This is a genomic window from Agrococcus sp. ARC_14, assembly GCF_022436485.1.
GTDB lineage: Bacteria > Actinomycetota > Actinomycetes > Actinomycetales > Microbacteriaceae > Agrococcus.
Window position 1 is genome coordinate 125,940 of record NZ_JAKUDO010000002.1, and the last position, 23,823, is coordinate 149,762.

Consider the following 23,823-nt stretch of genomic DNA (forward strand, 5'->3'; position numbering starts at 1 on the left):
ACGTGCGCTGCGCGACCGACCGTGCCGCCAGGACACAGGAGTCCACGCATGACCACCACCGCATCCGACCCCCGCCCCCAGCCGCCCTCGCCGCTGCGCCGCCCGGCCTACCGCCGCCTCATGATCGGGTGGTTCGCCACCAACCTCGGCGACAGCGCGCTCTACCTGGTGCTCGCCATCTGGGTGCGTGAGCTCACCGGCTCCGATGCGGCGGGCGCGCTCGTGTTCCTCTTCCTGGGCCTGCCCGCGCTGCTGGCGCCCTGGGCCGGCCAGCTCGCCGACCGCGTGCATCGCCGCCCGCTGCTGATCGTCACGAACCTCGCCACCGCGGGCGTCGTGCTCGCCCTGCTGCTCGTGCAGGGGCCGCAACAGGTGTGGCTCATCTATGCCGTGACCTTCGGCTACGGCCTCTCGGCCTACCTGACGAGCGCCGCGCAGTCCGGCATGCTGCGCGACCTGCTGCCCGATGACGAGATCGGCTCGGCGAACGGCATCTTCACCTCGATCGACAACGGCATGCGCATCGTCAGCCCGCCGCTCGGCGCCGGCCTCTACGTGCTCGCGGGCCCATGGGCGGTCGTCGCGGTGAGCGTCGCCGGCTACCTCGTCATGGCGCTCATGCTGCTCACGGTGCGCATCGAGGAGTCTGCGCCGGAGCCGCGCGCGGCGGGGGTCGGCTACTGGCACGAGGTCTCCGCCGGGTTCCGCGCGCTGCTGGCCGACCCGCTGCTGCGACTGCTGACGATCGCCGCCGCCGTCGGCTTCGGCCTCACGGGCATCCTCAACGCCACGATCTTCCCGCTCATCGAGCACGGCCTGCAGGCGGGTCCCGCCGCGCTCGGGCCCGCGCAGGCGATCCAGGGCGTCGCCGCGCTCGGCGGCGGGCTCCTGTCTGCGATGGTGCTGCGTCGGCTGGGGGAGCGGCGGCTGTTCGCGTGGGGCATGACCCTCGTCGCCGTCGGCTCGTTCGCCGCCTTCGCGCTCGTGCAGTGGCCGATGCCGGAGGAGTGGATGCGCTGGATCGGCATCGCCCTCGTGCAATGGCCGATCGGCTTCGGCGTGCCGTGGGTGGTCGTCGGCCTGTCGACCCTGCGGATGCGGCTGGTGCCGTCGCGGCTGCAGGGCCGCACATCGGCGGCGATGAACGTGTCGATCAACGTGCCGCAGATGATCATGCTCGCGATCGGCACCGGCGCGATGGTGCTCATCGACTTCCGCTGGCTGCTGCTCGCGGCCGCGATCGGCATCGCGGGCGCGGCGATCGCGGTGTGGGCATGGCGCTCGCCGAATGAGGACGCGGCGGATGCGTCGGCCCACGACGGGCGTCCGACCAGCGGATGATTGCGGGGTCTTCTGCCCACGGAGTCGGGCTGCGGCTGTCAGGCTTGACCCATGGTCCGTCGTCGAGCAGCACCCGCCACACTCTTCTCGATCGCTGCCATCGGGCTGCTTGCAGCAGTCGTCACGGGGTGCGCGCTGATGAGCCCCGCGCCTCCCACGACGACCGTCAGCGACGAGGACGGTCAAGAGTCCAGCCTCTCGTGGGCCGACTACCCGGGCGAGGGCGCCGTCGAGCCCGCCGACGTCCTGGCGGCGCCGCGCGCCGAGCAGGTCGAGGCGGTCGCTGAGGAGCAGCTGGCTGCGCTGCAGGCCGGGCTCGAGCCCGCCGTGCCCGGCCTCGTCTGGTCGCGGGGTCTCGAGGGCGGCGTCTACCCGCACGGCGAGAACGGCTATGGCGGGGCGACGCTGCACCAGACGCTGAACTCCTCCGAGCTCCTGACGGCCGAGGCGCCCGACGACTGGCCCGCGCTCGTCGCCGTCATCGAGGCGACGCTCGCCGAGCACGGCTACGGCCCCATCGAGTGGGACTTCGACCGCGAGCCGTGGGGCCACGAGACGCCGGCCGAGCGTGACGCCGAGGTGATCGCCACGAACGGCTCGCTCGATCGCGCACAGATGTGGCAGTGGATCGGCACAGCGAACGCCGGCTCCATGTGGGTCACGGTCATGCTGGCCGATGTCGATCGTGGCGTCGGCGCTCCCGCCGATGCCGAGCAGAGCCCGCCGCAGCTGGTCGCCTTCATGGTGGGCGGCACGGTCATCGCGGAGGCCGACGAGCAGGCCTACCGCGACGGCGTCGCTCCCTTCGAGGGCTTGGAGCGGCCGGAGCCCACGCACTCCTAGCGCCGTGACCCGACCTGCGCATCCCTCGGCCGGGCACCCACCCGCTGCACTCGGCGTGCCCATAGCCCGGCCTGGCAGGCTGGGGGCATGACGACGCTCAGCGACTTCCAGGCAGAGGCACTCACCGGCGGCGAGGTGAACCTCGGCGACTACGACGGCAAGGTCGTGCTGGTGGTGAACACCGCGAGCGAGTGCGGCTTCACGCCGCAGTACGAGGGCCTCGAGCAGCTGTGGAAGGAGCTGGGCGATCAGGGCCTCGTGGTGCTGGGCTTCCCGTCCGACCAGTTCGGCCACCAGGAGCCCGGCACCGAGACCGAGATCGCTGAGTTCTGCCAGCGCAACTACGGAGTCTCGTTCCCGATGTTCGCCAAGATCGAGGTCAACGGGCCCGGCACGCACCCGTTCTACCAGTGGCTGAAGAGCGAGAAGAAGGGCATGGTCGGCGGCGCCATCAAGTGGAACTTCACGAAGTTCCTCATCGGCCGCGACGGCACGGTGCTCGAGCGCTACGGCTCGGTGAAGAAGCCCGAGGAGCTCCGCGGCGACATCGAGCAGGCGCTCGCGCGCTGACGTCCGGTTGCGCGCCGCAGAATCGGCGGGAAACCCCCATGCGCCTCGGAGCCGTGCGACCTAGCGTGGAGCCATGACGCTGCCGAACCCGAGCCCCTTCGCCTCGCAGCCTGCCCAGCAGGTGGGAAACCCGAGCGGCCCCGGCGCGCAGCTGCCGCCGCAGCCCTTCGCGCAGAACCCCTTCGCCTCGCAGGCGCAGCCGACCGCGACGCTGCAGCAGCCGATGCCGCACCAGCCGTATGTGCCGCCTGTCCGCGACGCGGGCCCGCCCAAGCAGCCCCGGCCGAAGCTCACCAAGGCGGCCGCGCATCGCGCTCGTCTCGCCGGCGGCGTCGGCGGCGGGCTCGCCTGGCTGGGCCTGGGCATCACGCAGCTGAGCGCCATCTTCCTGCTGCTGCCGGTGCTCGTCGGCGCCGTGGTCTACGGCATCGGCTTCGCCATCGAGCAGGACGGCACGAGTGCCACGGCGGATGTCTGGAGCCAGACGCTCGCGTGGCTCGGCAGCCCCTGGGGCATCGTCATCGCGATCGGCATCCCGGCTGGCATCGTGATCGCGCTGCTCGGCCTCTGGATCAGCGCGCGCATGCTGCGCCACCCGGGGCTGCGCCGCCCCGCCGGCGTCACCTGGGCGGGCTTCGGCATCTCGGTCGTCGCGGCCGTGCTGCTGTCGGGCGCGGGTTCCGTGACGCTGCCGTTCTTCGGCGGCCTGCCGTTCGGCGACGGCTTCGACCTCGACGGGAGCGGCTTCGACTCGGGAGTCGACCCCGGCACCCTCGACCAGGAGGAGGCTCAGCAGTGGCTGCTGGAGGGCGGTGCCGGCGTGCTGTCGCAGTTCGCAGACCCCGGCACGCTGCTCGGCATCCTCGGCCCGTGGATCGCGATCGGCCAGCTGCTCGCGCTCATCGTGCCGATCGCGGTCAGCGTCTTCGCCTGGTGGTGGATGGCGCACGCTATGCGCCCGGCGACCGACGATGCGGCCACCGACGCCGAGGCGGCGAACGCGCCCAGCGCATCCGCCGCCTGAGCCGACGCGGCCGCGGGGCCTACTGCTTCGCGCGCTTCGCGATGTCGCGCGCGATGATCTCCTTCATGATCTCGGTCGTGCCGCCGTAGATCGTCTGCACGCGCGAGTCGCGGAAGGCGCGCGCGATCGGGTACTCCTCCATGAAGCCGTAGCCGCCGTGCAGCTGCAGGCTGCGGGTGATGACCCGCTGCTCGAGCTCGGTAGCCCACCACTTCGCCTTGGACGCATCCGCCGTCGTCAGGTGGCCCTCGTTGAGCGCCAGGATGCAGCGCTCGATGTAGGCGCGGGTGACGTCGAGCTCGGTCTCGAGCTCGGCGAGCGTGAAGCGCACCGTCGGCAGGTCGCCGACCAGCCCGCCGAAGGCCTTGCGCTGGAACGCGTAGTCGCGCCCCCAGCCGTAGGCGGCCTCCGCAGAGGAGAGCGCGCCGGTGGCGATCGACAGCCGCTCGCGCGGCAGCCGCTGCATCATGGCGATCAGGCCCATGCCCACCTCGCCGACGCGGTTCGCATCCGGCACCCGCACGTCGTGGAAGAACAGCTCCGCCGTGTCCTGCGAGTGCAGCCCGAGCTTCGAGAGCTTCCGCCCGCGCTCGAACCCGGCCATGCCGTTCTCGACCAGGAAGAGCGTGAAGCCGCGCGAGCCCGCCTCGGGATCCGTGCGCGCGAACACCAGCACCTTGTCGGCGTGGAAGCCGTTGGTGATGAAGGTCTTCGAGCCGTTCAGCAGCCAGTCGTCGCCGTCGCGGACGGCGTTCGTGCGGATGCCCTGCAGGTCGCTGCCCGCATCGGGCTCGGTCATGCCGATCGCAGAGATCGAGTCGCCGGATGCCATCGGCGGCAGCCAGCGTGCGAGCTGCTCGGGGGTGCCCAGGTCGAGCAGGTAGGCCAGCACGATGTCGTCGTGCACGCCGAAGGTGGCGTTGACGGAGGCGGCGCCGACCTTCGAGAGCTCCTCGCTGATGATCATGCGGAAGCGGTAGTCGGTCACCTCCATGCCGCCGTGCTCCTCGGGGATCGCGAGCCCCACGAGCCCCGCCGCGCCCATCGTGCGGTAGAGCTCGGGGTCGATGAGGCTGTCTGCCTCCCATTGCGCGAGGTTCGGCGCGACGTTGCGGGCGACGAACTCCCGCACCGTGTCGCGGAACGCCTCGTGGTCCTCGTCGTAGAAGTCTGAACGCATCCGTCTCTCCTCTTACTTGGCCTGCATGCGGATCGCCCCGTCGAGCCGGATGGTCTCGCCGTTGAGCATGGGGTTGGCGACGATCTGCGTCACCAGCAGTGCGAACTCGGATGGGTCGCCCAGGCGAGCGGGGTGGGGCACCTGGGCGCCGAGCGAGGCGCGCGCCTCGTCGGGCAGCGCCGCCAGCAGCGGCGTGTCGAACAGGCCGGGTGCGATCGCGTTGACGCGGATCTGCGAGGCGGCGAGCTCGCGGGCGATGGGCAGCGTCATGCCGACGATGCCGCTCTTGGAGGCGGCGTAGGCGGCCTGGCCGATCTGCCCGTCGTAGGCGGCGACGGATGCGGTGGAGACGATCACGCCGCGCTCCTCGCCGATCGGCTCGAGCCGCGCGATGCGCTCGGCGGCGAGCCGGATGACGTTGAAGGTGCCGATCAGGTTGATGTCGATCACGCGCTGGAAGCGGTCGAGCGGGAACGTGCCGGAGCGGCCGACCACCTTCGCGGCGTCGTTCACGCCGGCGCAGCTCACGACGACGCGCAGGTCGCCGAGGGCCTCGGCGGCGTCGAGCGCGGCCGTCACCTGCGCCTCGTCGCGCACGTCGGCGGCGACGAACGTCACGCCGTCGCGGGCGGCCACAGCCTCGGCCGCAGGGGTGCCGCCGAGGTCGATGACGACCACCTTCGCGCCCTGCGCCAGCAGCGCCTCGGTCGTCGCGAGGCCCAGCCCCGATGCTCCGCCGGTGACGAGCGCCACCTGCCCCTTGATGTCCATGGAGACCCTTCTGCTGCCGTCCTTGGCAGCGCCGTCGCCCGCGAGCGCAACGCTCGTGACGCTAACCGGTGCGCCGCTCGCCCGGCAAGCGTGTTGGCGAAAGCCTCCAGCCGGCTGGCGAGCCGTGCCCCCAGGATGGTAGATATGTGGATGTCCATGCAACTGTGAGGACACCAACGAACGCGACGAGGAGGTCGTGCCACGTGACGACGACGGAGCCCCGCGAGGCTCAGGCCGATGACGCGCAGGTCAGTGCCGAGGACCGCGCCGCGCTCGTCGAGGCGGTGCGCGACTTCGCCGACGCCCGGCTCGCCCCCTTCGCGAACCAGCGGGACGCATCCCACGAGTTCCCCGTCGCCACCCTGCGCGAGGCCGGCCAGCTCGGCCTCGGTGCCGTGTGCGTGCGCGAGGACGTCGGCGGTGCTGGCCTCAGCCGCATCGACTCGATCGCCATCACCGAGCAGCTCGCTCGCGGTGACGTGGCCGTCGCCACCTACCTGTCGATCCACAACATGGTCGCCGGCATGATCGACGCCGAGGGCACCGACGAGCAGCGTCACCAGTGGCTGCCGCGGCTGTGCGCGATGGACGACCTCGCCAGCTACTGCCTCACCGAGCCGGGCGCGGGCTCCGACGCCGCAGCGGTCGCCACCACCGCGGTGCGCGACGGCGACGAGTACGTGCTCACCGGCACCAAGCAGTTCATCTCGGGTGCGGGCACCTCTGCCGTCTACGTCGTGATGGCGCGCACGGGAGGCGCCGACCCGGCGCTGCGCGGCTCGCGCGGCATGACCGCCTTCATCGTGCCGGCGGGCATCCCCGGCCTCTCGTTCGGCCCCGAGGAGCAGAAGATGGGCTGGAAGGCGCAGCCCACGCGCCAGGTGATCCTCGAGGGCGTCCGCATCCCGGCGGCCAACCGGCTCGGCGACGAGGGCGAGGGCTTCGGCATCGCCATGCGCGGTCTGAACGGCGGCCGGCTGGGCATCGCCGCGGCCTCGATCGGCGGCGCGCAGTTCGCGCTCGAGCGCTCCATCGCCTACGTCAAGGAGCGCGCCACCTTCGGCCAGCCGCTCGCCACCAGGCAGCACGTGCAGTTCCAGCTCGCCGACATGGAGACCGAGCTGCAGGCCGCCCGCGCCCTGCTCGAGCGCGCTGCGGCGAAGCTCGACGCCAAGGCGCCGGATGCCCCGACGGCCTGCGCGATGGCCAAGCGCTTTGCGACGGATGTCGGCTTCCGCGTCGCCGACCAGGCCCTGCAGCTGCACGGCGGCTACGGCTACCTGCACGAGTACGGCATCGAGCGCGTCGTCCGCGACCTGCGTGTGCACCGCATCCTCGAGGGCACGAACGAGATGATGCGCATGATCGTCGGCCGCGCCCTGCTGGGAGAGCGGTAGCCCGTGAGGGGTCGAAAGGAGGGCGCGGTGCAGCACGCCCGGAACCCGACCTCCCTCTCGGGCGCTGCGCCTGCCATGGTGGAGGCATGCTGCGCAGCGGTGCCAGCGCTCGGCCCCTCACTGCCGACGACAGGAACGACCAGCCTCGAGGAGACGTCCGCATGACCGACGACGAGACCATCCGCATCGAGCGTCGCGGGCGCGTCGCCTGGATCACGCTCGACCGGCCGGAGGCGCTCAACGCCCTCAACACCCAGCTCATGCACGAGCTCGTGGCCGCCACGACTGAGCTCGATGCCGATGACTCGATCGGCGCGATCGTCGTGACCGGCTCGGAGAAGGCGTTCGCGGCCGGTGCCGACATCAAGGAGATGGCGTCGAAGTCGACCGCCGAGATGCGCGAGGCGAACCACTTCGGGCCGTGGCTCGAGTTCGCTCGCACGAAGAAGCCCGTCATCGCGGCAGTGTCGGGCTATGCGCTCGGCGGCGGGTTTGAGCTGGCGCTCATGTGCGACGTGATCCTGGCGGGCGACTCGGCGAAGTTCGGCTTCCCGGAGATCGGGCTGGGCGTGATCCCCGGCATCGGCGGCACGCAGCGCATCGTGCGCGCGGTCGGCTACCCGAAGGCCGCTGAGCTGGTGCTCACCGGTCGCCGCATCGACGCGGCGGAGGCGGAGCGCATCGGCATCGTCTCGCGCGTGGTGCCGGCTGCGGAGCTGCTGGCCGAGGCCGAGCAGCTCGCGACCACGATCGCCGAGAAGTCGCTGCCGGCGCTCGTCGCGGCGAAGGCCGCGCTCGACGGCGCGCTCGAGACGGGGCTCGAGGCGGGGCTGGCGCTCGAGGCCGAGCAGTTCACGGCGCTGTTCGACACCGCCGATCAGAAGGAAGGGATGGCGGCCTTCAATGAGAAGCGCGAGCCGAACTTCACGCATCGCTAGCCCGGCCCCGCTGGTCGAGGAGCGCCCGGGCGCAGCCCGGACGCGTCACGAGACCAAGAGCTCAGCCCAGCGGGATCTCGCGACGCGTGCGGCTGCGCCGCGCGCTCCTCGATCTTGCGGCCTCCGGACGCAAGGCGCTACGCGCATTGCGTCCTCCGGCCGCAATCACAACGGCTCCGGCGCCGGCCGCGGATCCTCGAAGTCGCCGGAGCGCTTCCGCAGCAGCGCGATGATGCGCACCAGCTCTGCCAGCTCGTCGTCCTCGAGCCCCACGGCGGTGAACGCCTCGTCGTTGAGCGCGACCGTGGCCAGCTCGACCCGCTCGCGCCCCGCATCCGTGATCGTCAGCACCGTCGCCCGGCCGTCGGTCGGGTGCGGCTCGCGGGCCACCAGTCCGTCGCGCACGAGCCGGTCGACCGTGCTCGTGACGCTCGTCGGATGCACCTGCAGCCGTCGCACCGCTGATTGCATCGGCATGCGCCCCTCGCGCGTGAACGCGAGCAGTCGCAGCACCTCGAAGCGTGCGAAGGAGAGCGAGAACGACCGCAGCGTCGCCTCGACGCGGGCCTCGAGCAGCTGCTGCGCGCGATTGACGGAGGTCACGAGCGTCATGCCCGGCGCCGCATCCGTCCAGCCGTGGTCGAGCCACTGGCGGCGGGCTTCGGCGATCGGGTCGAACGTCTCCGGCATCGTGGTCATCAGCGCCTCCTCCACTCGGCTCACCGTATCGCCCGCCGATCCAGCTACTAGGAAGGGAGCGCTCCGATGAAGATCGTCGTGCTCGTCAAGCCCGTGCCAGACACCTACGGCGACCGCGTGCTCAGCCTCGAGACGGGGCTCGCCGACCGTGCTGCGAGCGAGACCGTGCTCGACGAGATCACCGAGCGCGCGCTCGAGTCGGTCATCCGACACGCGGAATCCGCAGAGGGAGTCGAGGTCGTCGCGATGTCGATGGCACCCACCGACACGCAGGCGGCGCTGCGCAAGGCGCTCGCGATGGGCGCCGGCTCTGCCGTGCACATCGCCGACGAGCGGCTCGCCGGTGCCGACCTGGTGCGCACCGCCGAGGTGCTCGCCGCCGGGCTGCGCCGCTCGGGCTTCGACCTCGTCGTGACCGGCAACGGGTCCACGGACGGCGGCGGCAGCGTCATGCCCTCGATGCTCGCCGAGCTGCTCGACGTGCCGGCCGCGACCCGGCTCGAGACGATCGAGATCACGGCGGATGCGGTGCAGGGCTCGCGCGCGACCGATGGCGGCACGATGTCGGTGCGGGCAGAGCTGCCCGCGATCGCCTCGGTCACCGAGCGGATGCCCGACCCGCGCTTCCCGGCGCTGCGCGGCATCATGGGCGCGAAGAAGAAGCCGCTCGAGGTGCTCTCGCTCGACGACCTGAGCGCAGAGCTCGAGGGGCTCGGCGCCGAGCTCGACGAGACGGCTGCGCCGCGATCGATCGTGATCGCCGCTGACCAGCGACCGCCTCGCGAGGCGGGCGAGATCATCACCGACGACGGCAGCGCGGGGGAGCGGATCGCCGCGTTCCTCGCCGACCGCAGGCTGGCCTGAGGAGCACCGAGATGACTGAGACGACAGGTGCTGCGATCACGCAGCCCATCCTGATCCTGCTGCTCGCCGCCTCCGGAGGCGAGCCGAAGCTCGCCGACGGCGCTGCGGAAGCGATCGGCGCGGCCGCGCAGCTCGGCACGCCCGTCGCTGTGACCGTCGGCCCGGCCGACGCGCTGCCGCAGATGGCAGAGGCTGCCGCAGCGCTGGGCGCCGTGCAGGTGCTGACGGCCGCCGTCGACCCGACACAGCTCGGTGCCCCGGTGGCCGATGCGCTCGCGGCCGCGGTCGCGCAGCTCGCGCCGGCGGCAGTGCTCGTGCCGCACACGATCGAGGGCACGGATGCGGCCGGTCGCCTCGCCGCACGCCTGCGGGCGCCGCTCGCGATCGACGCGGTCGCGGTGGAGCGCGACGCGGAGGGCATCGTCGCGCGGCACTCGATCTACGGCGGCGCCTATGACGTGACCTCGGCCGCGACCTTCGGGCCGCTCATCGTCACGCTGCGGCGCGGATCGATCGACCATCGCGCCGAGGCCGCGACGCCGCAGATCAGCTCGCTCGAGGTTGCGGCGACTGGGCGCCGGGCTGCCGTCGTCGAGGGCTTCGAGGCAGCGGAGCAGACGTCGACGCGACCCGACCTGCGCTCGGCGAAGAAGGTCGTCTCCGGGGGCCGCGGGCTGGGTTCGAAGGAGCAGTTCGCGCTCATCGAGCAGCTCGCCGATGCGCTCGGCGCGGCCATCGGTGCTTCGCGGGCAGCGGTCGACGCGGGCTACGTCGAGCAGTCGTCGCAGGTCGGCCAGACCGGCACGTCGGTCTCGCCCGATCTCTATCTGGCCATCGGGATCTCCGGCGCCATCCAGCACCGCGCGGGCATGCAGACAGCGAAGACGATCGTGGCGATCGACAAGGACGCGAATGCGCCCATCTTCGAGATCGCCGACCTGGGCGTCGTCGGCGACCTCTTCACGATCGTGCCGCAGCTCGTCGCGGCGCTCGAGGCGCGGAAGGGCTAGCGATGTCGAGCGGGCAGATCCCAGCAGAGGGCGCCGCGCCCGCGGTGCGCCGTGGCTTGCCGCGCGCTCCCGGCGGCGAGCCGTGGCCGCCGGAGGGTGTGGCGCCGGCGGCAGCAGCGACCGCCGCGACTGAGCCCGCGCCCGGTGCCGCTGAGGTCGCACCCGCGCCCGTTGCGGCTGAGGCCGCACCCGCCACGGCACCCGCTGCGGCTGAGCCCGCGCCCGCGTCCGCTGCGGCTGCGGCCGCACCCGCCACGGAACCCGCTGCCGCTGAGCTCGCACCCGCCACAGCACCCGCTGCCGCTGCGCTCGAGCCTGCCGCGACCACGGCGATCCGGCGTGGGCTGCCGCGCGTCGCCGGCGGCGAGCCTTGGCCCGCGGGTGCCCCCGTCGCAGCGCCTGCCGCTGCTTCCGCTCCTGCCTCCACGCCAGCGCCCGCTGCCTCGCCTCCTGCCGCGCCAGCTGCCACTCCTGACGGCCTTCAGGTCCCTGCGCCGGCCCCCGAGCATCCGCAGACCGGTACCGATGTGTCGGCTGCACCCCCCTCTGAGCGACCGATCGGTACCGGTTCTCCGGTGGATGCTGCGGACGGCGTCGCCATCCGCCGCGGGATGCCCCGCGTCGCCGGTGGCGAGCCGTGGCCCGCGAACGCGCCCGTCCGCTCGTCGAGCAGCGCCGAGCGCCGCGAGCCGCGTCTCGAGGCGTCGCAGGCGCAGGCCCCTGCCCCCGCTGGTCTCGTGACGGCTCCTGCGGAGCCTCCTCGACCGACGGAAGCGCACCCCGCTGGTCTCGTGACGGCTCCTGCGGAGCCTCCTCGACCGACGGAGGCAGCCACACCTCCCTCGGCCGCCGCATCCGCTTCCGGTACCGATGTGTTGCCCGCACCCCTCTCCGAGCCGCAGATCCGTACCGGAACCGCGGCGGCCGCACCTGCGGCGGCCGCCAAGGTGGCACCCGACGCAGCCGCGACGGCGCCAGCCGCGAAGACCTCGGCTGCACCCGCAAAGGCGCCACCCGCGAAGGCCCCGGCCGCCGCGCCCGCCGCCGCAGCGACCAGCGCCGCCGCCGCAAGCGACGCCCAGCCCGGCCTCCGCCCGACCACCCGCCGCCAGTGGGCGCTCGCGGGCATCCTGGTCGCCCTCGCGGTCATCGGCCTGACAACGATCGTCGTCGGCCTCGCGCGCTGGATCGCGGGTCTCGAGCCGATCGCCGCCTTCATCGCGCAATACCCAGGCACCTACGAGCTGCCGGAAGGCGCCCCGATCGGCCTGCCCGCCTGGCTCAACTGGTCGCACTTCTTCAATCTGCTGCTGATCGCGCTCATCATCCGCAGCGGCCTGCAGGTGCGCGGCGAGCGCAAGCCCCCCGCCTACTTCACGTCGAAGCGCACGGGCCAGAAGGTCTCGATCACGGTCTGGCTGCACACGAGCCTCGACGTGCTGTGGATCGTGAACGGCCTCGTCTTCGTGGTCCTGCTGTTCGCGACCGGCCAGTGGATGCGCATCGTTCCGACCAGCTGGGAGGTCTTCCCGCACGCGATCTCGGCCGGGCTGCAGTACGCCACGCTCAACTGGCCGCTCGAGGACGGCTGGGTCAACTACAACTCGCTCCAGCAGCTGGCCTACTTCGTCACCGTCTTCATCGCCGCGCCGCTCGCGATCGTCACGGGCGCGCGCATGAGCGGCTGGTGGCCGAAGGGCGCAGACCGGCTCAACCGCGCCTACCCGATCGAGTGGGCACGCGCCGTGCACTTCCCGACCATGCTCTACTTCTCGGCCTTCATCATCGTGCACGTGCTGCTGGTGTTCACGACCGGAGCCCTCCGCAACCTGAACCACATGTTCGCAGCGAAGCCCGACGACGACTGGCTCGGCTTCCTCTTCTTCGCCGGCGCGATGCTGGTCGTGGCCGCCGCCATGGTCGCGGCGCGGCCGGCGCTGCTCAGCCCGATCGCGAGCCGCTTCGGCACGGTGTCGGCCCGGTAGGCGCCATGATCGCGCCCCGTATCCTGCCCGCATGAGCAGCCCCGCTCCCGCCTTCGATGCGCGTGGCGTCCGGCTGGCCGGTGGCGTCGGCGGCGGGATCGCCTGGCTCGGTCTCGGGGTCGCGCAGGCGTGCCTGCTGCTCCTGCTGCTGCCGGGTCACATCGGCGAGGTCGTGTTCAGCTACTCCGCGTATGAGCCGAACCTCGAGCTCCCGCCTTCGGGCCCGATCGCCTGGTTCGGCTCGCCCTGGGGCGCCGTGCTGGTCGCGGGCATCGTCCTCGGCATCGTCGTCTGGCTGGTGGGCCTGCGCGTCAGCAGCGTGCTGCTGCGCGCCGTCCGCACCGCCCGCCCGGCGCGCGTCACCTGGATCGGCTTCCTCCTCGTCGCGGCGACCGGCGGCATCGTGGCTGCCGTCTGCTGCGGAGCCATCCTCGACGCGTTCGGCGGCGCCCGCGCCATCATGGGCGACGCGACGCTCGAGAGCGGCCTTCCTGCGGCGATCTTCGCCCCGGCCGACCTGCTGCCGCAGACCGCGCCAGTCGTGGCGCTCGCCACCTTCGTGCCACTGCTCCTCCCGGTCATCCTCAGTGCGTTCGCGTCGTGGCTCGCAGCGCAGGTGCTGCGCCGCGAGCCCGCGCACACCGATCGCGCAGCTTGACCGTGCGCCGACCTGGCACATCTCAGCAGTCGCTCCCCGTCGATCGGCGGCCGCTGCTCGGTGTGTGTCGGGCGGATGCCGCGGGTCACGGCAGGATGGTGGGGTGACTGACGCGACCGAGACCGAGCACAGCAGACCGATCTGGGCGCTCGTGGGCATCGGCCTGCTGTCGGGCTTCCTCTCGGGCATGTTCGGCATCGGCGGCGGCATCGTCATCGTGCCGCTGCTCGTGCTGCTGGCGAAGTTCCCGCGCAGGCTCGCCGCAGGCACCTCGCTCGGCGCCATCGTGCCGGCGGCGCTCGTCGGCGTCGCGAGCTACGCCGCGCTCGGCAACGTCGACTGGCTGGTGGCGCTCATCCTCGTCGCCGGCTCGATCGTCGGCGCGCAGGTCGGCGCCCACCTCCTGCACAAGCTGCCGGTGCAGGCGATCCGCTGGGCGTTCATCGTCTTCCTGGCCATCGTCGCCGTCAGCCTCTTCCTCGTGGTGCCCTCGCGCGACGCGCAGCTCGAGCTCGGCGTCCTGCCTATCATCGGGCTGATCGTGCTGGGCTTCATCACGGGCGTGCTCTCGGGCATCCTCGGCGTCGGGGGCGGCATCGTGATCGTGCCGATGCTCATCCTGCTGTTCGGTCAGAGCGATGTGGTCGCGAAGGGCACCTCGCTCGCCATGATGATCCCCACCGCGATCTCCGGCACGATCGGCAACCTGCGCCGCAAGAACGTCGACCTCATCGCATCCGCCATCGTCGGCGTCGCCGCGTGCGTCACGACCGCGCTCGGTGCGGCCGCAGCGGTGGCGCTCGACCCGCGCACCGCATCCATCATCTTCGGCGCATTCCTGGTGCTGCTGATCGTGCGGCTCGTCTTCGAGGCGATCAAGCAGGGCGACAAGGCCTAGCGCCCTGCCGCTCCGGACCTGCGTGACCGAAGCGGACCCGTTCCACCGAAGCCGACCTGGTCCACCGGGTCCGGATCGGCGGAACGGGTCGTCTCGCGATGGCTGCGAGGCAACGCTCGAGCTGTTCGGCACACGCGTGCTGCGCGCGGCTCGTCGCCCTACTTGACGATGTCGATCGACTCGGTCGGGGGCGGCAGCGTCAGCGTGCCGGTGCGCGTCATGCGGTCGTCGCGGCGCACGCGCACCCAGTAGATGGCGCCCACGATGAACGCGACCAGGCACGTGATCGCGGCGACCATGATGCCCCAGCGCGGGCCGAAGGCATCCGCCACCCATCCGACGATCGGGGCGCCGATCGGCGTGCCACCCATGAAGACCGCGCCGTAGAGCGCCATCACGCGTCCGCGCACCTCCGGGGCCGAGGTGAGCTGCACCATCGAGTTGGCGTTCGTCATGAACAGCTGCGCGGTGAAGCCGGCGATCGCGAGCGAGACGGCGAAGGCGATGATGCCCGGCGTCCAGGCCGCGAAGACGCAGGCGAGCACGAACAGTCCGATGCCGCCGACGATCGCCGTCCAGCGCGGGTTCGCCGAGCGTGCCGAGAGCAGGGCGCCGGTGACCGATCCGATCGCCATGGCGCTCGAGAGGATGCCGAAGGTGTCGGCGTCGGCCGAGAACTCGATCGAGGTCATGGTCGAGATGTAGATGGGGAAGTTCAGGCCGAACGTGCCGAGGATGAACGCCATCACGAAGATGACGAGCAGATCCTTGCGCTTCCGCACGTACCGGAAGCCCTCCACGATGTCGCCGAGCCCCTTCGCGCCGCGCGGGGCGGGCTGCAGCTCGCGGGTGCGGATGCGCGCCAGCGCCACGAGCATGGCGATGAACGTGAACGCGTTGATGAGGAAGACGGGACCGGGGGCGACGAGCGCGATGAGCAGGCCGGCGACGGCGGGGCCGATGAGGCGCGCGCCGTGGAACGAGGCGGAGTTGAGCGCGACGGCGTTGGCGATGTCGGTCTGGCCGACCAGCTCGGAGACGAAGGCCTGGCGGGCGGGCATGTCGAACGCCTGCACGACGCCGAACATGAGCGCGAACACCTGCACGTGCCAGAGCTCGACGATGCCGGTGGTGACGACGACGCCGAGGATGAGGGCGAGCACGCCCATCGCCGACTGCGTGACGAAGAGCACCTTGCGGCGGTCGTACTTGTCGGCGATGAGGCCCGAGATCGGCACGAGCAGCAGCTGCGGCGCGAACTGCAGCGCCAGGTTGAGGCCGACCGCGGTGGCGTCGTTGGCGGTGAGCACCGTCAGCACCGTCCACGACAGCGCCGTCGACTGCATCCAGGCGCCGACGTTGGAGATCAGGGCGCCGAAGAACCAGGTGCGGTAGTTGAACAGCCGCAAGGACCGGAACATCATTGCTCGGCGAGCCTCTCGAGCAGCGGCACGGCCTTCGCGAGGATCTCGCGCTCCTCGGGGCTGAGCTTGGCGATCGAGGCGGCGAGCACGCGGTTGCGGCGCTCGCGCATCGAGGCGATCATCTCCTCGCCCTTGTCGCTGATGCGCAGCACCACCATGCGGCCATCGCTCGGGTGCGGGCTTCGCTCGACGTAGTCGAGCTCCTCGAGGTACTGCAGCGTCTTCACCATGCTCGGCGGCTTCACGCACTCGGCGGCGGCGATGCGCGCGAGCGTGGGCTCCTCGAGCTGCTGGATCGCGCCGAGCGCCGACAGGTGATGCGGCGAGAGCTGCTGGTCGGCGCGCTGCTGGCGCATGCGGCGACCGAGGCGCACCAGCGCGACGCGGAGGGAGTCTGCGAGCGCGATGGTGGCCATGTGATTAGTCTATCTCACGATCTGGCCGCCTCGCCGCGGTCGGGCGGCAGCGCGCCCCGCCAGCGCTGACGGCTGCTGGCGGGGCGGGCAGAGCGGATGCGGCCGCGGGTCTGGCGGCTGCGCGTCAGCCGTTCGACGCGGCGGATGCGGCCGAGGTCGGCGATCCGGACGGGGCAACGGGCGCGGGGGCCGGCACGGGCTGTGGCGCCGGCGGCGCCTGCTGCTGGACGGGTGCGGGGGCCGGTGCGGGCGCGCTGACGGCGGCGGGAGCCGAGGAGGCGGTCGGCGTCTGCGTGGGCTCGGGGGTGGAGGTCGGCGTGGGCGCCAGGATGGCGCTGTCGAAGCCCAGCTTCGCGAGCTCGGAGCCGGCATCGGAGCCTGCGCCGGCGGCCGAGCCCCGGATCTCGCTGCCCGCGATCGGGCTGCCGGATGCATCCTGCACCTGCATGGCGTTCGCGATGCTGACCGCGCCGATCGCCATCGCGCCAACGCTGAGGACGCCGGCCGTGCCGACGAGGAGCCACTGTTTCCGCTGCATGCATCCAGCATCGCCGCGGGTCGTGAGGCGAGCAGGAGGCTCAGATGAGAGCCCTCTCATGTTCGAGGCTCAGCCCTCGAGGAGCGATCCCAGGATCTCGATGCCGATCGCCAGCTCCTGCTCGGCCATCTCGTGCTCGCCGCGCTCGATCGGCGCGAGCGCGTGCGCGAGCACGTGCACGGCGGTGCGGTGCGCGACCCGCACCCTGCCGGGCCGGTCGACGGCCAGCCACCGCCCGATCGCGGCGTCCAGCAGCCGCCGGAAGCCCGCAGCACGCGCCTCGTCTGCCCGCGCCAGCACGATCGAGGCGACCAGATGCCCCATGAAGGCGGCCTCGTCGTCGGCCGGGTCGCCCAGCCCGCAGGTGTCGATGTCGATCACGCCCGAGATGGCGCTCGCATTCTGCTCGGCGACGAACAGCTGCCCCACGTGCAGATCGCCATGCACGGTGCGCTGCACGTCGTCCTCGACGATGAGGGCGGATGGGTCGACCGACGTGATCATGCGGGTGAGGGTCGCGAGGTGGTCGTGGAGGGACGCTTCGATGGGCTGTTCCGGACGCCCGCGACGGGCGTCCGCGCTGGGGTCGCGGGGGAGGCCCGAAAGGGCCTCCCCTTCAGAGCTCCACCGCGCCAGCCGCTCGGTGTACCACTCGCTGCGGGAGCCGAGCGAGGCGCGGGCATCGCGACCGGTCACGACCGAGCCGATGCGATCGCGCAGCGACTCGATCGAGTCGAGCAGCCGCTCGGGGTCGAGCTCTGCCAGCCGCGACGTGAGCGGCACGCCCTCGGCGGTCTCGGTGAGCACGATGCCGAGCTCCGACCAGCCGGTGATGAGCGGCACGGGCACGCCGCCGGCGCGCAGCGACTCCTGCAGCTCGACGATCGACGACGAGGCCTCGGGCCGCACGATCTTGAGGTACGTGTCGCGCTCACCGGAGCGCATCCGGAACATCGCCCGCTTGCCGGGCCGGTAGACGAGCAGCTCCGGCTTGCGGTCGATGCTGATGCCGAGCCGTCCCATCAGCGTCGCGGCCGCGTCCGGGAAGCTCGCGGGTGCCAGCGCCGGCAGCCGCGGGTCGGCCGGATGCAGCCAGATGCGCGCCTGCGGATGCTCGGGGTCGCCCAGCACGAACCCCGTCTCGGCATCGACCCGCTTGCCGGAGGTGTCGACGTACCAGTAGCGCGTCTGCCCCGCGCCGGTCGGCGCCTCCTCGAAGCCCGTCAGCGCGCCCGCGCCGTAGGGCTCGCGGCTCAGCACCCGCAGCTCGCCGCCCAGATCGTCGCCGAGGGCGTCGCGCAGCAGCTGCTCCTCCGGGGAGTGCGGGCCGCGCGGTGCGGTGGTCTCGGCAGGGGTCGCATCGTGCACACCTCGATCTCAGCAGATGCGCGGGCGCCACGCCTGAACGTGAGGGTTCTCTCACTCGCCGCCCGCGGCGCTCGCTCGCACGGTTGAATGAGACGCATGCCCGATGCCGCTCGACCGCGCCTGCGCACCTGGACCGTGCGCTCGCGCATCGTCGGGCTGCTGACGCTGCTCTCGCTCGTCACCGTCTTCGCCGCGGGTACGGTCGCATACTTCTCCGAGCGCGCCCGCGTGCTCGAGCAGATCGATGTCAATCTGCGGGCAGCGCTCGAGTCGGGCAGCTTCACGGTCGCGCAAGAGCAGTGGCCATCGCTGGAGCGGGCGCTCGCGGCCGTCGTGCAAAGGCTCGCGCCCGACGACAACACGGGCACGCTCGGCATTCTCGACGGGCGCGCCGCGCTCGTGCCAGGGGTGGAGACCGACCTGCAGCTCGAGCACCTGCCCGGTCTCGTCGAGCGCGTCATCACGGAGACTGCCGACCACGGGACGGTCATGGGCACGTACGTCAACGGCGAGGGCCGGAGCGTGCGCTACCTCGCGGCCCCGGTCGCGATCGGCGAGGTCGACGAGAGCCAGCCACCGCAGGCGATCTTCGTCACCGGCTACGACATCGACGGCGAGCTCGCAGAGATCAACGAGGCGGCGCGAGTGTTCACCATCACCGCGTTCATCGCCGTCACAGCCACGTTCCTCATCGGCCTGTGGGTCTCCGGTCGGCTGCTGCGACCCATCCGCCGCATGCGCGAGGTGGCGGAGCGCTCGTCCGCAGCGACCCTCGACGAGCGCATCCCCGTCGGCGACGGGCGCGACGACGTGTCGCAGCTGGCTGTCACCGTCAACCGCATGCTCGACCGGCTCGGCGGCGCGCTCGACAGCCAGCGCGAGCTGCTGCGCGATGTCGGCCACGAGCTGAAGACGCCCATCACGATCGTGCGCGGGCACCTCGAGCTTGTCGATACCGGCGACCCTGCCGATGTCGTCGCGACCCGCGATCTCGCCATCGACGAGCTCGACCGCATGGCGATGCTCGTCGACGACCTGCGCGCCGCCGCGCGCCTGCGCGACCCGGGCGCGTTCTCGATCCGCCCCACCGACCTCGCCGTGCTCACCGAGCAGATCGCCGCGAAGGCGAGCGCGATCGCCGGAGCGGTGATCGACGAGACCGTGCCGAGCTCGCCGGTCAGCGCGACGCTCGATCCCGACCGCATCACGCAGGCGATGCTGCAGCTGGTCGCCAACGCGGTGCGGCACGCCGAGGGGCCGATCACGATCGGCTCCCGCGCGCGCGGTCGCGACATCGAGCTGTTCGTGCGCGACCGCGGCCCGGGGGTGCCCGACGAGCTGAAGGCCGAGATCTTCGAGCGCTTCCACCGCGGGCAGGCCGAGGGCCGCGGTGACGGCGGCTCGGGCCTCGGCCTCTCGATCGTGGAGCTCATCGCCGAGACGCACGGCGGGCGGGCTTGGGTCGCGGATTCGTGGAGCAAGCGGGAGGGCGAGCAGGAGCCCCGCCGTGGCTCGGAGTTCATCCTCGCGCTGCCCGGCGCCGTCGTGGTCGAGGGCGCTGCGCACGAGCCGGCCACCCGCGTGCGGGAGACTGATCACGCGGGCATCGCACCCCATCCGCCCGTCACGAATCCGACCGGAGCCGCCTGGCAGGACGCGCGCACGACGACCGAGGAGCAGCATGGCATCGATCCTGATCGCCGAGGATGAGGCGCGGATCGCCTCGTTCGTCGAGAAGGGGCTGACGGCCTCGGGCTACACGACGCGCGTCGCCGCGACCGGGCCGGAGGCGCTCGACCTGGCGCTCACCGACGAGTTCGACCTGCTCGTGCTCGACATCGGGCTGCCGGGCATGGACGGCTTCGAGGTGCTCGCGCAGCTGCGCGGCTCGGGCTCGACGATGCCGGTGATCATCCTCACGGCGCGCGCCGGCGGGGCCGACACCGTCGCGGGGCTCGAGGGCGGCGCCGACGACTACATGGCGAAGCCGTTCCGCTTCGACGAGCTGCTGGCGCGTGTGCGGCTGCGCATGGCATCGACCGGCGCGAGCTCAGCGGCAGCGGCGGAGCTCTCGCACAACGGGCTCGAGCTCGACATCCGCACCCGCCGCGCGACCGTCGACGGCCGCGCGATCGACCTCTCGGGCCGCGAGTTCTCGCTCGCAGAGGAGCTCGTGCGCCACGCGGGGCAGGTGCTCTCGCGCGAGCAGCTGCTCTCGCGCGTGTGGGGCTACGACTTCGATCCGGGCTCCAACGTGGTCGACGTGTACGTGCGCTACCTGCGCAACAAGCTCGGCGCCGAGCGCATCGAGACGGTGCGCGGCATGGGCTACCGGCTGGTCTGAGCCGCGGCTCAGCGTGCGCGACGGATGCGCTGGAGGTCGAGCGCCTCGTCGAGCAGCAGGCCGGCGGCCTCGCGGCTGCGGTCGACGGCCCGGATCGCGTGGCCGATGAGGTGCAGCGAGGTGAGCGCAGCGGTGTGCGGCTGCTGCATCCAGCGGTCGGCGGCGACCTCCGCGAGGGTGTGCAGCAGCGCTGCGTCGCTCGCGCGCCCGGCGACCTCGTTGCGCACGGCGCTCGCGGTGGCGTGCCCGATGAAGGCGGCGGTGTCGTCGCACTGATCGCCGAGGCCGGCGGTGTCGACGTCGATGACGGATGAGACGGTGCCGTCGGTGAAGAAGAGCTGGCCGATGTGCAGGTCGCCGTGGACGGCCTTCGGCTGACCATCGCGCTTCAGGTGCGGCGACAGCGCGGGCCGCAGCTGGGCGATCTCGTGCTCGCGCTCGGGCAGCGCGGTGGTGAGCCGGTCGAGGTGCCAGGCGAGGCGGGTGCCGACGGAGGGGCGCGCGATGCGCCGGGTCTGGACCCGCAGCAGCTGCTCGCGCAGGGCGTCGACCGCGTCGAGCAGGTCGTCGGCGCTCATGCGGGTCGCTGCGACCGGGCCGGCGGTGCCGTCGGCGTCGCGCACCACCACGACGCCTGCCGGGGTCCAGTGCACGACCTCGGGGGCCGGCACGCCCGCGGCGCGGCAGGCTCGGTGGATCTCGGCGAGGTCCTCGGCCTCGCCAGGGCGCACGACCTTCACGAACAGGTGGGTGTCGTGCTGCGTGAGGCGCACGACCGCGCGGCGGCCGGGGCGGTAGGCGAGCACGCGCCCGTCGATCTCGCCGGTGGAGCCGGCAGCTGCCGCGATGCGGATGAGGCGCTCGGGATCGAGCACGGTGCGCAGCGCCGGCAGGCGAGGGTCGAGCGGATGCTTCCAGATGCGGGCGATGGTCCTGCCGTCGCGATCACGGATCACGAAGCCCGTCTCTGCAGGCACGGCCTGGCGGGAGGTGTCGACGAACCAGTCGCCGCGATCCTGCCCGTCCTCGACGAGGAAGCGGACGATGCGACCCTCGCCGAACGGCTCGGCGGAGACCGGGCGACCGGCTGCCCCGATCGCCTGCTCCAGCAGCCGCTGCTCCATCACCGCTCCATCGTTCCAGGGGGCGGCTGGGACTCGCCGCAGAATGCCTCGGTCTCGTGCTGCAGCGGCCCTCCGGCGCGCGGCCGGAGCGACCTGCGCGCTACTCGGCCACGTCCTCCGCCGTCGCGCAGTCGTCCAGCAACCTGGCTCGCATCGGCCCGAACACCTCCAGGAGCACCGTGAGCTCGCGCTCGCCGAGGCCCTCCAGGAACAGCTCGTCGACATGCCGCGCGTGCACGGGACGTGTCTTGCGCAGTCGGGTGCGACCCGCATCCGTCAGCACCGCATCGGTGCCGCGTCCGTCCGTCGCGCTGGGTTCGCGCACGACGAGACCCTCGCGCTCGAGCGCGGTGACGCGGTAGGTCAGCCGGCCGGGCGCGAACGCGAGCATGCGCGCCAGATCGCCCATGCGCATCCGCGTGCCATCGGCCTCTGACAGCACGAGCAGCACGTTGAAGTCACCGAGGTCGATGCCGCAGGTGGCCTTCATGCGTCGCTCGAGCTCGTTCGTGAGCAGCTGCGAGCCTTCGATGTACTCGCGCCATGCCCGCAGCGCGAGCGCTCGGGTGCTCACGCGTGGCCCAGCATCTGCTCGAACGAGACGAACGCCTCGCTCGACTCGTCGAAGGGGTCGGCTTCGCGACGGCGGGGCAGGGCGACCATGAGGTCGGCCAGCTCCTTGCCCTCGCGGGCGATGCGACGGTCGAGGCCGACGGCGCCCCAGTCCTCGGCGGCGGCGAAGACGCCCGTGGGCACGACCTGCGCCTTGAGGTAGGCGAACAGCGGCCGCATCGCGGTGTCCATCACCATCGAGTGGCGAGCCGTGCCGCCGGTGGCGCCGAGCGCCGTCGGGATCGAGGCGAGCTGCCCCTCCTCGATCACGTCGAAGAACGACTTGAACAGCCCCGAGTACGACATCGTGAAGGTCGGCGTGACGGCGATGATCGCCTCCGCGTCGACGACCTCCTTGATGGCCGCCGCGAGCGCGTCGCTGGGGTTGTGCGTGAGCATGTGGCTCGCGATGTCCTGCGCCAGCGGGCGGAGCGTCACGTCGACGGCCTCCGCGTGCTGGCCGTGCGCGGCGAGCGCGGCGAGGGTCGCGTCGCGCAGCCGGTCGGCGAGCAGCTTGGTGCTCGAGGGCTCGCCGAGCCCGGCCGAGACGACCGCGATGCGTGCGTTGGTCATGCGTCACCTGCCTGTCGTGCGATCGCGGCGCCGGTGTCCAGGTCGCTGCGAGCGCCCTGCTCCCGCCATGCGTTGCCCTGCTCGCCCATCTGCGTGCCCGCCTCACGGGCGGCCGCGACGCGCGCGGCGTGCGTGGGCGCATCCGGAACCCCATCGGCGCGCAGCAGGTCGAACTCGCGGCGCAGCACCGGCACGACCTCGGTGCCGAGGATCTCGATCTGCTCGAGCACCTCCTCGAGCGGCAGGCCGGCGTGGTCGACCAGGAAGAGCTGGCGCTGGTAGTCGCCGACGTAGTCTCGGAAGCCGAGGGTGCGCTCGATGACCTGCTCGGGCGTGCCGACGGTGAGCGGCGTCGCCTCGGTGAAGTCCTCGAGGCTCGGCCCGTGACCGTAGACGGGCGCGACGTCGAAGAACGGGCGGAAGCGCTCCTTGGCCTCGCGCTCTGTCGACTTCATGAAGATCTGGCCGCCGAGGCCGACGAACGCCTGCTCGGGCTCGCCGTGGCCGTAGTGCGCGAAGCGCGAGCGGTAGAGCTTCACCATGCGCTCGGTGTGCTCCTTGTTCCAGAAGATGTTGTTGTGGAAGAAGCCGTCGCCGTAATAGGCGGCCTGCTCGGCGATCTGGGGCGAGCGGATGGATCCGTGCCAGACGAAGGGCGCGACGCCGTCAAGCGGGGCGGGGGTCGAGGTGAAGCCGGTGAGCGGCGTGCGGTGCTTGCCCGACCAGTTGACGACCGGCTCGCTCCACAGCTTGCGCAGCAGCGCGTAGTTCTCGATCGCGAGCTCGATGCCGTCACGGATGTCCTTGCCGAACCACGGGTAGACGGGGCCGGTGTTGCCGCGGCCGAGCGTGAGGTCGGCGCGGCCGTCGCTGAGGTGCTGCAGCATCGCGAAGTCTTCGGCGATCTTCACCGGGTCATTGGTGGTGATGAGCGTGGTCGCGGTCGAGAGGATGAGCCGCTCGGTCTGCGCTGCGATGTAGGCGAGCGTCGTCGTGGGGGAGGACGAGAAGAACGGCGGGTTGTGGTGCTCGCCGGTGGCGAAGACGTCGAGGCCGACCTCTTCGGCCTTCTTGGCCATCGCGATCCATCCCTTGATGCGCTCGTGCTCGCTGGGTGTGCGGCCGGTCGTCGGGTCCTGGGTGATGTCGCTCACCGAGAAGATGCCGAACTGCATGCTGCTCATGGGTGGTCCTTCCGTCGCGGACAAGTCTTTCAAAGTTGAACAATAATTGCAACGGGTCGTGT

General features: G+C 71.9%; 24 protein-coding genes. 13 read left to right on the plus strand and 11 right to left on the minus strand.

Annotation, left to right across the window (positions count from 1 at the left end):
- The first annotated feature begins 48 nt into the window (after positions 1 to 48).
- The 4 genes from MKD51_RS13840 (at position 49) to MKD51_RS13855 (ending at position 3,778) form a co-directional block, all read left to right on the plus strand.
- A complete protein-coding gene (locus MKD51_RS13840; RefSeq protein WP_240241073.1) occupies positions 49 to 1,341 on the plus strand; it encodes an MFS transporter in 1,293 nt (430 codons plus the stop codon).
- A 51-nt stretch (positions 1,342 to 1,392) separates the two neighbouring features.
- Entirely contained in the window at positions 1,393 to 2,184 is a 792-nt protein-coding gene (locus MKD51_RS13845) for a hypothetical protein (protein WP_240241074.1), read from the plus strand.
- 87 nt (positions 2,185 to 2,271) lie between these two features.
- Positions 2,272 to 2,754 carry a glutathione peroxidase gene (locus MKD51_RS13850; RefSeq protein ID WP_240241075.1) on the plus strand — a complete coding sequence of 161 codons (483 nt, stop codon included), beginning with the start codon at positions 2,272 to 2,274 and terminating at the stop codon, positions 2,752 to 2,754.
- 73 nt (positions 2,755 to 2,827) lie between these two features.
- On the plus strand, positions 2,828 to 3,778 hold the full coding sequence (locus tag MKD51_RS13855; RefSeq protein ID WP_240241076.1) for a hypothetical protein: 951 nt from the start codon (positions 2,828 to 2,830) through the stop codon (positions 3,776 to 3,778).
- 19 nt (positions 3,779 to 3,797) lie between these two features.
- Here the strand turns inward: MKD51_RS13855 and MKD51_RS13860 are convergent, their stop codons facing one another.
- Together MKD51_RS13860 and MKD51_RS13865 are read right to left on the minus strand one after the other, a co-directional pair.
- Positions 3,798 to 4,958 (minus strand): acyl-CoA dehydrogenase family protein, encoded by a 1,161-nt coding sequence (locus MKD51_RS13860; protein ID WP_240241077.1) that lies wholly within the window; start codon positions 4,956 to 4,958, stop codon positions 3,798 to 3,800.
- Positions 4,959 to 4,970: 12 nt separating this feature from the next.
- Entirely contained in the window at positions 4,971 to 5,729 is a 759-nt protein-coding gene (locus MKD51_RS13865; protein ID WP_240241079.1) for an SDR family NAD(P)-dependent oxidoreductase, read from the minus strand.
- A 203-nt stretch (positions 5,730 to 5,932) separates the two neighbouring features.
- Here MKD51_RS13865 and MKD51_RS13870 point away from each other — a divergent pair, with 203 nt between their 5' ends.
- Positions 5,933 to 7,126 (plus strand): acyl-CoA dehydrogenase family protein, encoded by a 1,194-nt coding sequence (locus MKD51_RS13870; RefSeq protein ID WP_240241081.1) that lies wholly within the window; start codon positions 5,933 to 5,935, stop codon positions 7,124 to 7,126.
- Between the two features lie 161 nt (positions 7,127 to 7,287).
- Positions 7,288 to 8,064, plus strand: a complete 777-nt coding sequence (locus MKD51_RS13875; RefSeq protein WP_240241083.1) for an enoyl-CoA hydratase-related protein — start codon at positions 7,288 to 7,290, stop codon at positions 8,062 to 8,064.
- A gap of 165 nt (positions 8,065 to 8,229) precedes the next feature.
- Here MKD51_RS13875 and MKD51_RS13880 read toward each other — a convergent pair whose 3' ends face one another.
- Positions 8,230 to 8,763: a MarR family transcriptional regulator gene (locus MKD51_RS13880; RefSeq protein WP_240241084.1), complete on the minus strand. Its 534-nt coding sequence runs from the start codon at positions 8,761 to 8,763 to the stop codon at positions 8,230 to 8,232.
- 66 nt (positions 8,764 to 8,829) lie between these two features.
- Between MKD51_RS13880 and MKD51_RS13885 the strand changes: the two genes are divergently transcribed.
- The 5 genes from MKD51_RS13885 to MKD51_RS13905 all read left to right on the plus strand — a co-directional run bounded on the left by MKD51_RS13885 (position 8,830) and on the right by MKD51_RS13905 (position 14,178).
- Positions 8,830 to 9,627, plus strand: coding sequence for an electron transfer flavoprotein subunit beta/FixA family protein (locus MKD51_RS13885; protein ID WP_240241085.1), 798 nt, complete (start codon positions 8,830 to 8,832; stop codon positions 9,625 to 9,627).
- An 11-nt stretch (positions 9,628 to 9,638) separates the two neighbouring features.
- Positions 9,639 to 10,637, plus strand: coding sequence for an electron transfer flavoprotein subunit alpha/FixB family protein (locus MKD51_RS13890; RefSeq protein WP_240241086.1), 999 nt, complete (start codon positions 9,639 to 9,641; stop codon positions 10,635 to 10,637).
- Between the two features lie 872 nt (positions 10,638 to 11,509).
- Positions 11,510 to 12,622 (plus strand): cytochrome b/b6 domain-containing protein, encoded by a 1,113-nt coding sequence (locus tag MKD51_RS13895; RefSeq protein WP_240241087.1) that lies wholly within the window; start codon positions 11,510 to 11,512, stop codon positions 12,620 to 12,622.
- A 31-nt stretch (positions 12,623 to 12,653) separates the two neighbouring features.
- The gene (locus tag MKD51_RS13900; RefSeq protein ID WP_240241088.1) at positions 12,654 to 13,280 is read left to right on the plus strand and encodes a hypothetical protein; all 627 of its coding nucleotides are present in this window, start codon (positions 12,654 to 12,656) and stop codon (positions 13,278 to 13,280) included.
- Between the two features lie 103 nt (positions 13,281 to 13,383).
- A complete protein-coding gene (locus tag MKD51_RS13905) occupies positions 13,384 to 14,178 on the plus strand; it encodes a sulfite exporter TauE/SafE family protein (protein ID WP_240241089.1) in 795 nt (264 codons plus the stop codon).
- 158 nt (positions 14,179 to 14,336) lie between these two features.
- On the opposite strand, the gene MKD51_RS13910 is transcribed toward MKD51_RS13905, so the two are convergent.
- From MKD51_RS13910 to MKD51_RS13925, 4 genes are all read right to left on the minus strand, one after another.
- Positions 14,337 to 15,602, minus strand: coding sequence for an MFS transporter (locus tag MKD51_RS13910; protein WP_240241090.1), 1,266 nt, complete (start codon positions 15,600 to 15,602; stop codon positions 14,337 to 14,339).
- A complete protein-coding gene (locus tag MKD51_RS13915) occupies positions 15,599 to 16,018 on the minus strand; it encodes a MarR family transcriptional regulator (protein ID WP_240241091.1) in 420 nt (139 codons plus the stop codon). Before MKD51_RS13915 ends, MKD51_RS13910 begins: the two co-directional genes overlap by 4 nt.
- Before the next feature lie 124 nt (positions 16,019 to 16,142).
- Positions 16,143 to 16,556: a hypothetical protein gene (locus MKD51_RS13920; RefSeq protein ID WP_240241092.1), complete on the minus strand. Its 414-nt coding sequence runs from the start codon at positions 16,554 to 16,556 to the stop codon at positions 16,143 to 16,145.
- A gap of 69 nt (positions 16,557 to 16,625) precedes the next feature.
- Entirely contained in the window at positions 16,626 to 17,924 is a 1,299-nt protein-coding gene (locus MKD51_RS13925; RefSeq protein ID WP_240241093.1) for a phosphotransferase, read from the minus strand.
- 96 nt (positions 17,925 to 18,020) lie between these two features.
- Between MKD51_RS13925 and MKD51_RS13930 the strand changes: the two genes are divergently transcribed.
- Both MKD51_RS13930 and MKD51_RS13935 read left to right on the plus strand, forming a co-directional pair.
- Complete coding sequence (locus MKD51_RS13930) at positions 18,021 to 19,634, plus strand: HAMP domain-containing sensor histidine kinase (RefSeq protein WP_240241094.1); 1,614 nt, start codon at positions 18,021 to 18,023, stop codon at positions 19,632 to 19,634.
- The gene (locus tag MKD51_RS13935) at positions 19,606 to 20,268 is read left to right on the plus strand and encodes a response regulator transcription factor (protein WP_240241095.1); all 663 of its coding nucleotides are present in this window, start codon (positions 19,606 to 19,608) and stop codon (positions 20,266 to 20,268) included. The genes MKD51_RS13930 and MKD51_RS13935 overlap by 29 nt, the downstream gene beginning before the upstream one ends.
- Positions 20,269 to 20,276: 8 nt before the next feature.
- On the opposite strand, the gene MKD51_RS13940 is transcribed toward MKD51_RS13935, so the two are convergent.
- The 4 genes from MKD51_RS13940 to MKD51_RS13955 all read right to left on the minus strand — a co-directional run bounded on the left by MKD51_RS13940 (position 20,277) and on the right by MKD51_RS13955 (position 23,752).
- Positions 20,277 to 21,392 carry a phosphotransferase gene (locus tag MKD51_RS13940; RefSeq protein WP_240241096.1) on the minus strand — a complete coding sequence of 372 codons (1,116 nt, stop codon included), beginning with the start codon at positions 21,390 to 21,392 and terminating at the stop codon, positions 20,277 to 20,279.
- 100 nt (positions 21,393 to 21,492) lie between these two features.
- Entirely contained in the window at positions 21,493 to 21,966 is a 474-nt protein-coding gene (locus tag MKD51_RS13945) for a MarR family transcriptional regulator (RefSeq protein ID WP_240241097.1), read from the minus strand.
- Positions 21,963 to 22,577 carry a CE1759 family FMN reductase gene (locus MKD51_RS13950; protein WP_240241098.1) on the minus strand — a complete coding sequence of 205 codons (615 nt, stop codon included), beginning with the start codon at positions 22,575 to 22,577 and terminating at the stop codon, positions 21,963 to 21,965. Before MKD51_RS13950 ends, MKD51_RS13945 begins: the two co-directional genes overlap by 4 nt.
- Positions 22,574 to 23,752 carry an LLM class flavin-dependent oxidoreductase gene (locus MKD51_RS13955; protein WP_240241333.1) on the minus strand — a complete coding sequence of 393 codons (1,179 nt, stop codon included), beginning with the start codon at positions 23,750 to 23,752 and terminating at the stop codon, positions 22,574 to 22,576. Before MKD51_RS13955 ends, MKD51_RS13950 begins: the two co-directional genes overlap by 4 nt.
- Positions 23,753 to 23,823 lie beyond the last annotated feature (71 nt).

Excerpts from the sequence above, each read along its gene's own strand:
- MKD51_RS13840 (WP_240241073.1), top strand. The coding sequence starts at position 49 with ATGACCACCACCGCATCCGACCCCCGCCCCCAGCCGCCCTCGCCGCTG.
- MKD51_RS13845 (WP_240241074.1), top strand. The coding sequence starts at position 1,393 with ATGGTCCGTCGTCGAGCAGCACCCGCCACACTCTTCTCGATCGCTGCC.
- MKD51_RS13850 (WP_240241075.1), top strand. The coding sequence starts at position 2,272 with ATGACGACGCTCAGCGACTTCCAGGCAGAGGCACTCACCGGCGGCGAG.
- MKD51_RS13855 (WP_240241076.1), top strand. The coding sequence starts at position 2,828 with ATGACGCTGCCGAACCCGAGCCCCTTCGCCTCGCAGCCTGCCCAGCAG.
- MKD51_RS13860 (WP_240241077.1), bottom strand. The coding sequence starts at position 4,958 with ATGCGTTCAGACTTCTACGACGAGGACCACGAGGCGTTCCGCGACACG.
- MKD51_RS13865 (WP_240241079.1), bottom strand. The coding sequence starts at position 5,729 with ATGGACATCAAGGGGCAGGTGGCGCTCGTCACCGGCGGAGCATCGGGG.
- MKD51_RS13875 (WP_240241083.1), top strand. The coding sequence starts at position 7,288 with ATGACCGACGACGAGACCATCCGCATCGAGCGTCGCGGGCGCGTCGCC.
- MKD51_RS13880 (WP_240241084.1), bottom strand. The coding sequence starts at position 8,763 with ATGACCACGATGCCGGAGACGTTCGACCCGATCGCCGAAGCCCGCCGC.
- MKD51_RS13885 (WP_240241085.1), top strand. The coding sequence starts at position 8,830 with ATGAAGATCGTCGTGCTCGTCAAGCCCGTGCCAGACACCTACGGCGAC.
- MKD51_RS13890 (WP_240241086.1), top strand. The coding sequence starts at position 9,639 with ATGACTGAGACGACAGGTGCTGCGATCACGCAGCCCATCCTGATCCTG.
- MKD51_RS13900 (WP_240241088.1), top strand. The coding sequence starts at position 12,654 with ATGAGCAGCCCCGCTCCCGCCTTCGATGCGCGTGGCGTCCGGCTGGCC.
- MKD51_RS13910 (WP_240241090.1), bottom strand. The coding sequence starts at position 15,602 with ATGATGTTCCGGTCCTTGCGGCTGTTCAACTACCGCACCTGGTTCTTC.
- MKD51_RS13915 (WP_240241091.1), bottom strand. The coding sequence starts at position 16,018 with ATGGCCACCATCGCGCTCGCAGACTCCCTCCGCGTCGCGCTGGTGCGC.
- MKD51_RS13920 (WP_240241092.1), bottom strand. The coding sequence starts at position 16,556 with ATGCAGCGGAAACAGTGGCTCCTCGTCGGCACGGCCGGCGTCCTCAGC.
- MKD51_RS13930 (WP_240241094.1), top strand. The coding sequence starts at position 18,021 with ATGCCCGATGCCGCTCGACCGCGCCTGCGCACCTGGACCGTGCGCTCG.
- MKD51_RS13935 (WP_240241095.1), top strand. The coding sequence starts at position 19,606 with ATGGCATCGATCCTGATCGCCGAGGATGAGGCGCGGATCGCCTCGTTC.
- MKD51_RS13940 (WP_240241096.1), bottom strand. The coding sequence starts at position 21,392 with ATGGAGCAGCGGCTGCTGGAGCAGGCGATCGGGGCAGCCGGTCGCCCG.
- MKD51_RS13950 (WP_240241098.1), bottom strand. The coding sequence starts at position 22,577 with ATGACCAACGCACGCATCGCGGTCGTCTCGGCCGGGCTCGGCGAGCCC.
- MKD51_RS13955 (WP_240241333.1), bottom strand. The coding sequence starts at position 23,752 with ATGCAGTTCGGCATCTTCTCGGTGAGCGACATCACCCAGGACCCGACG.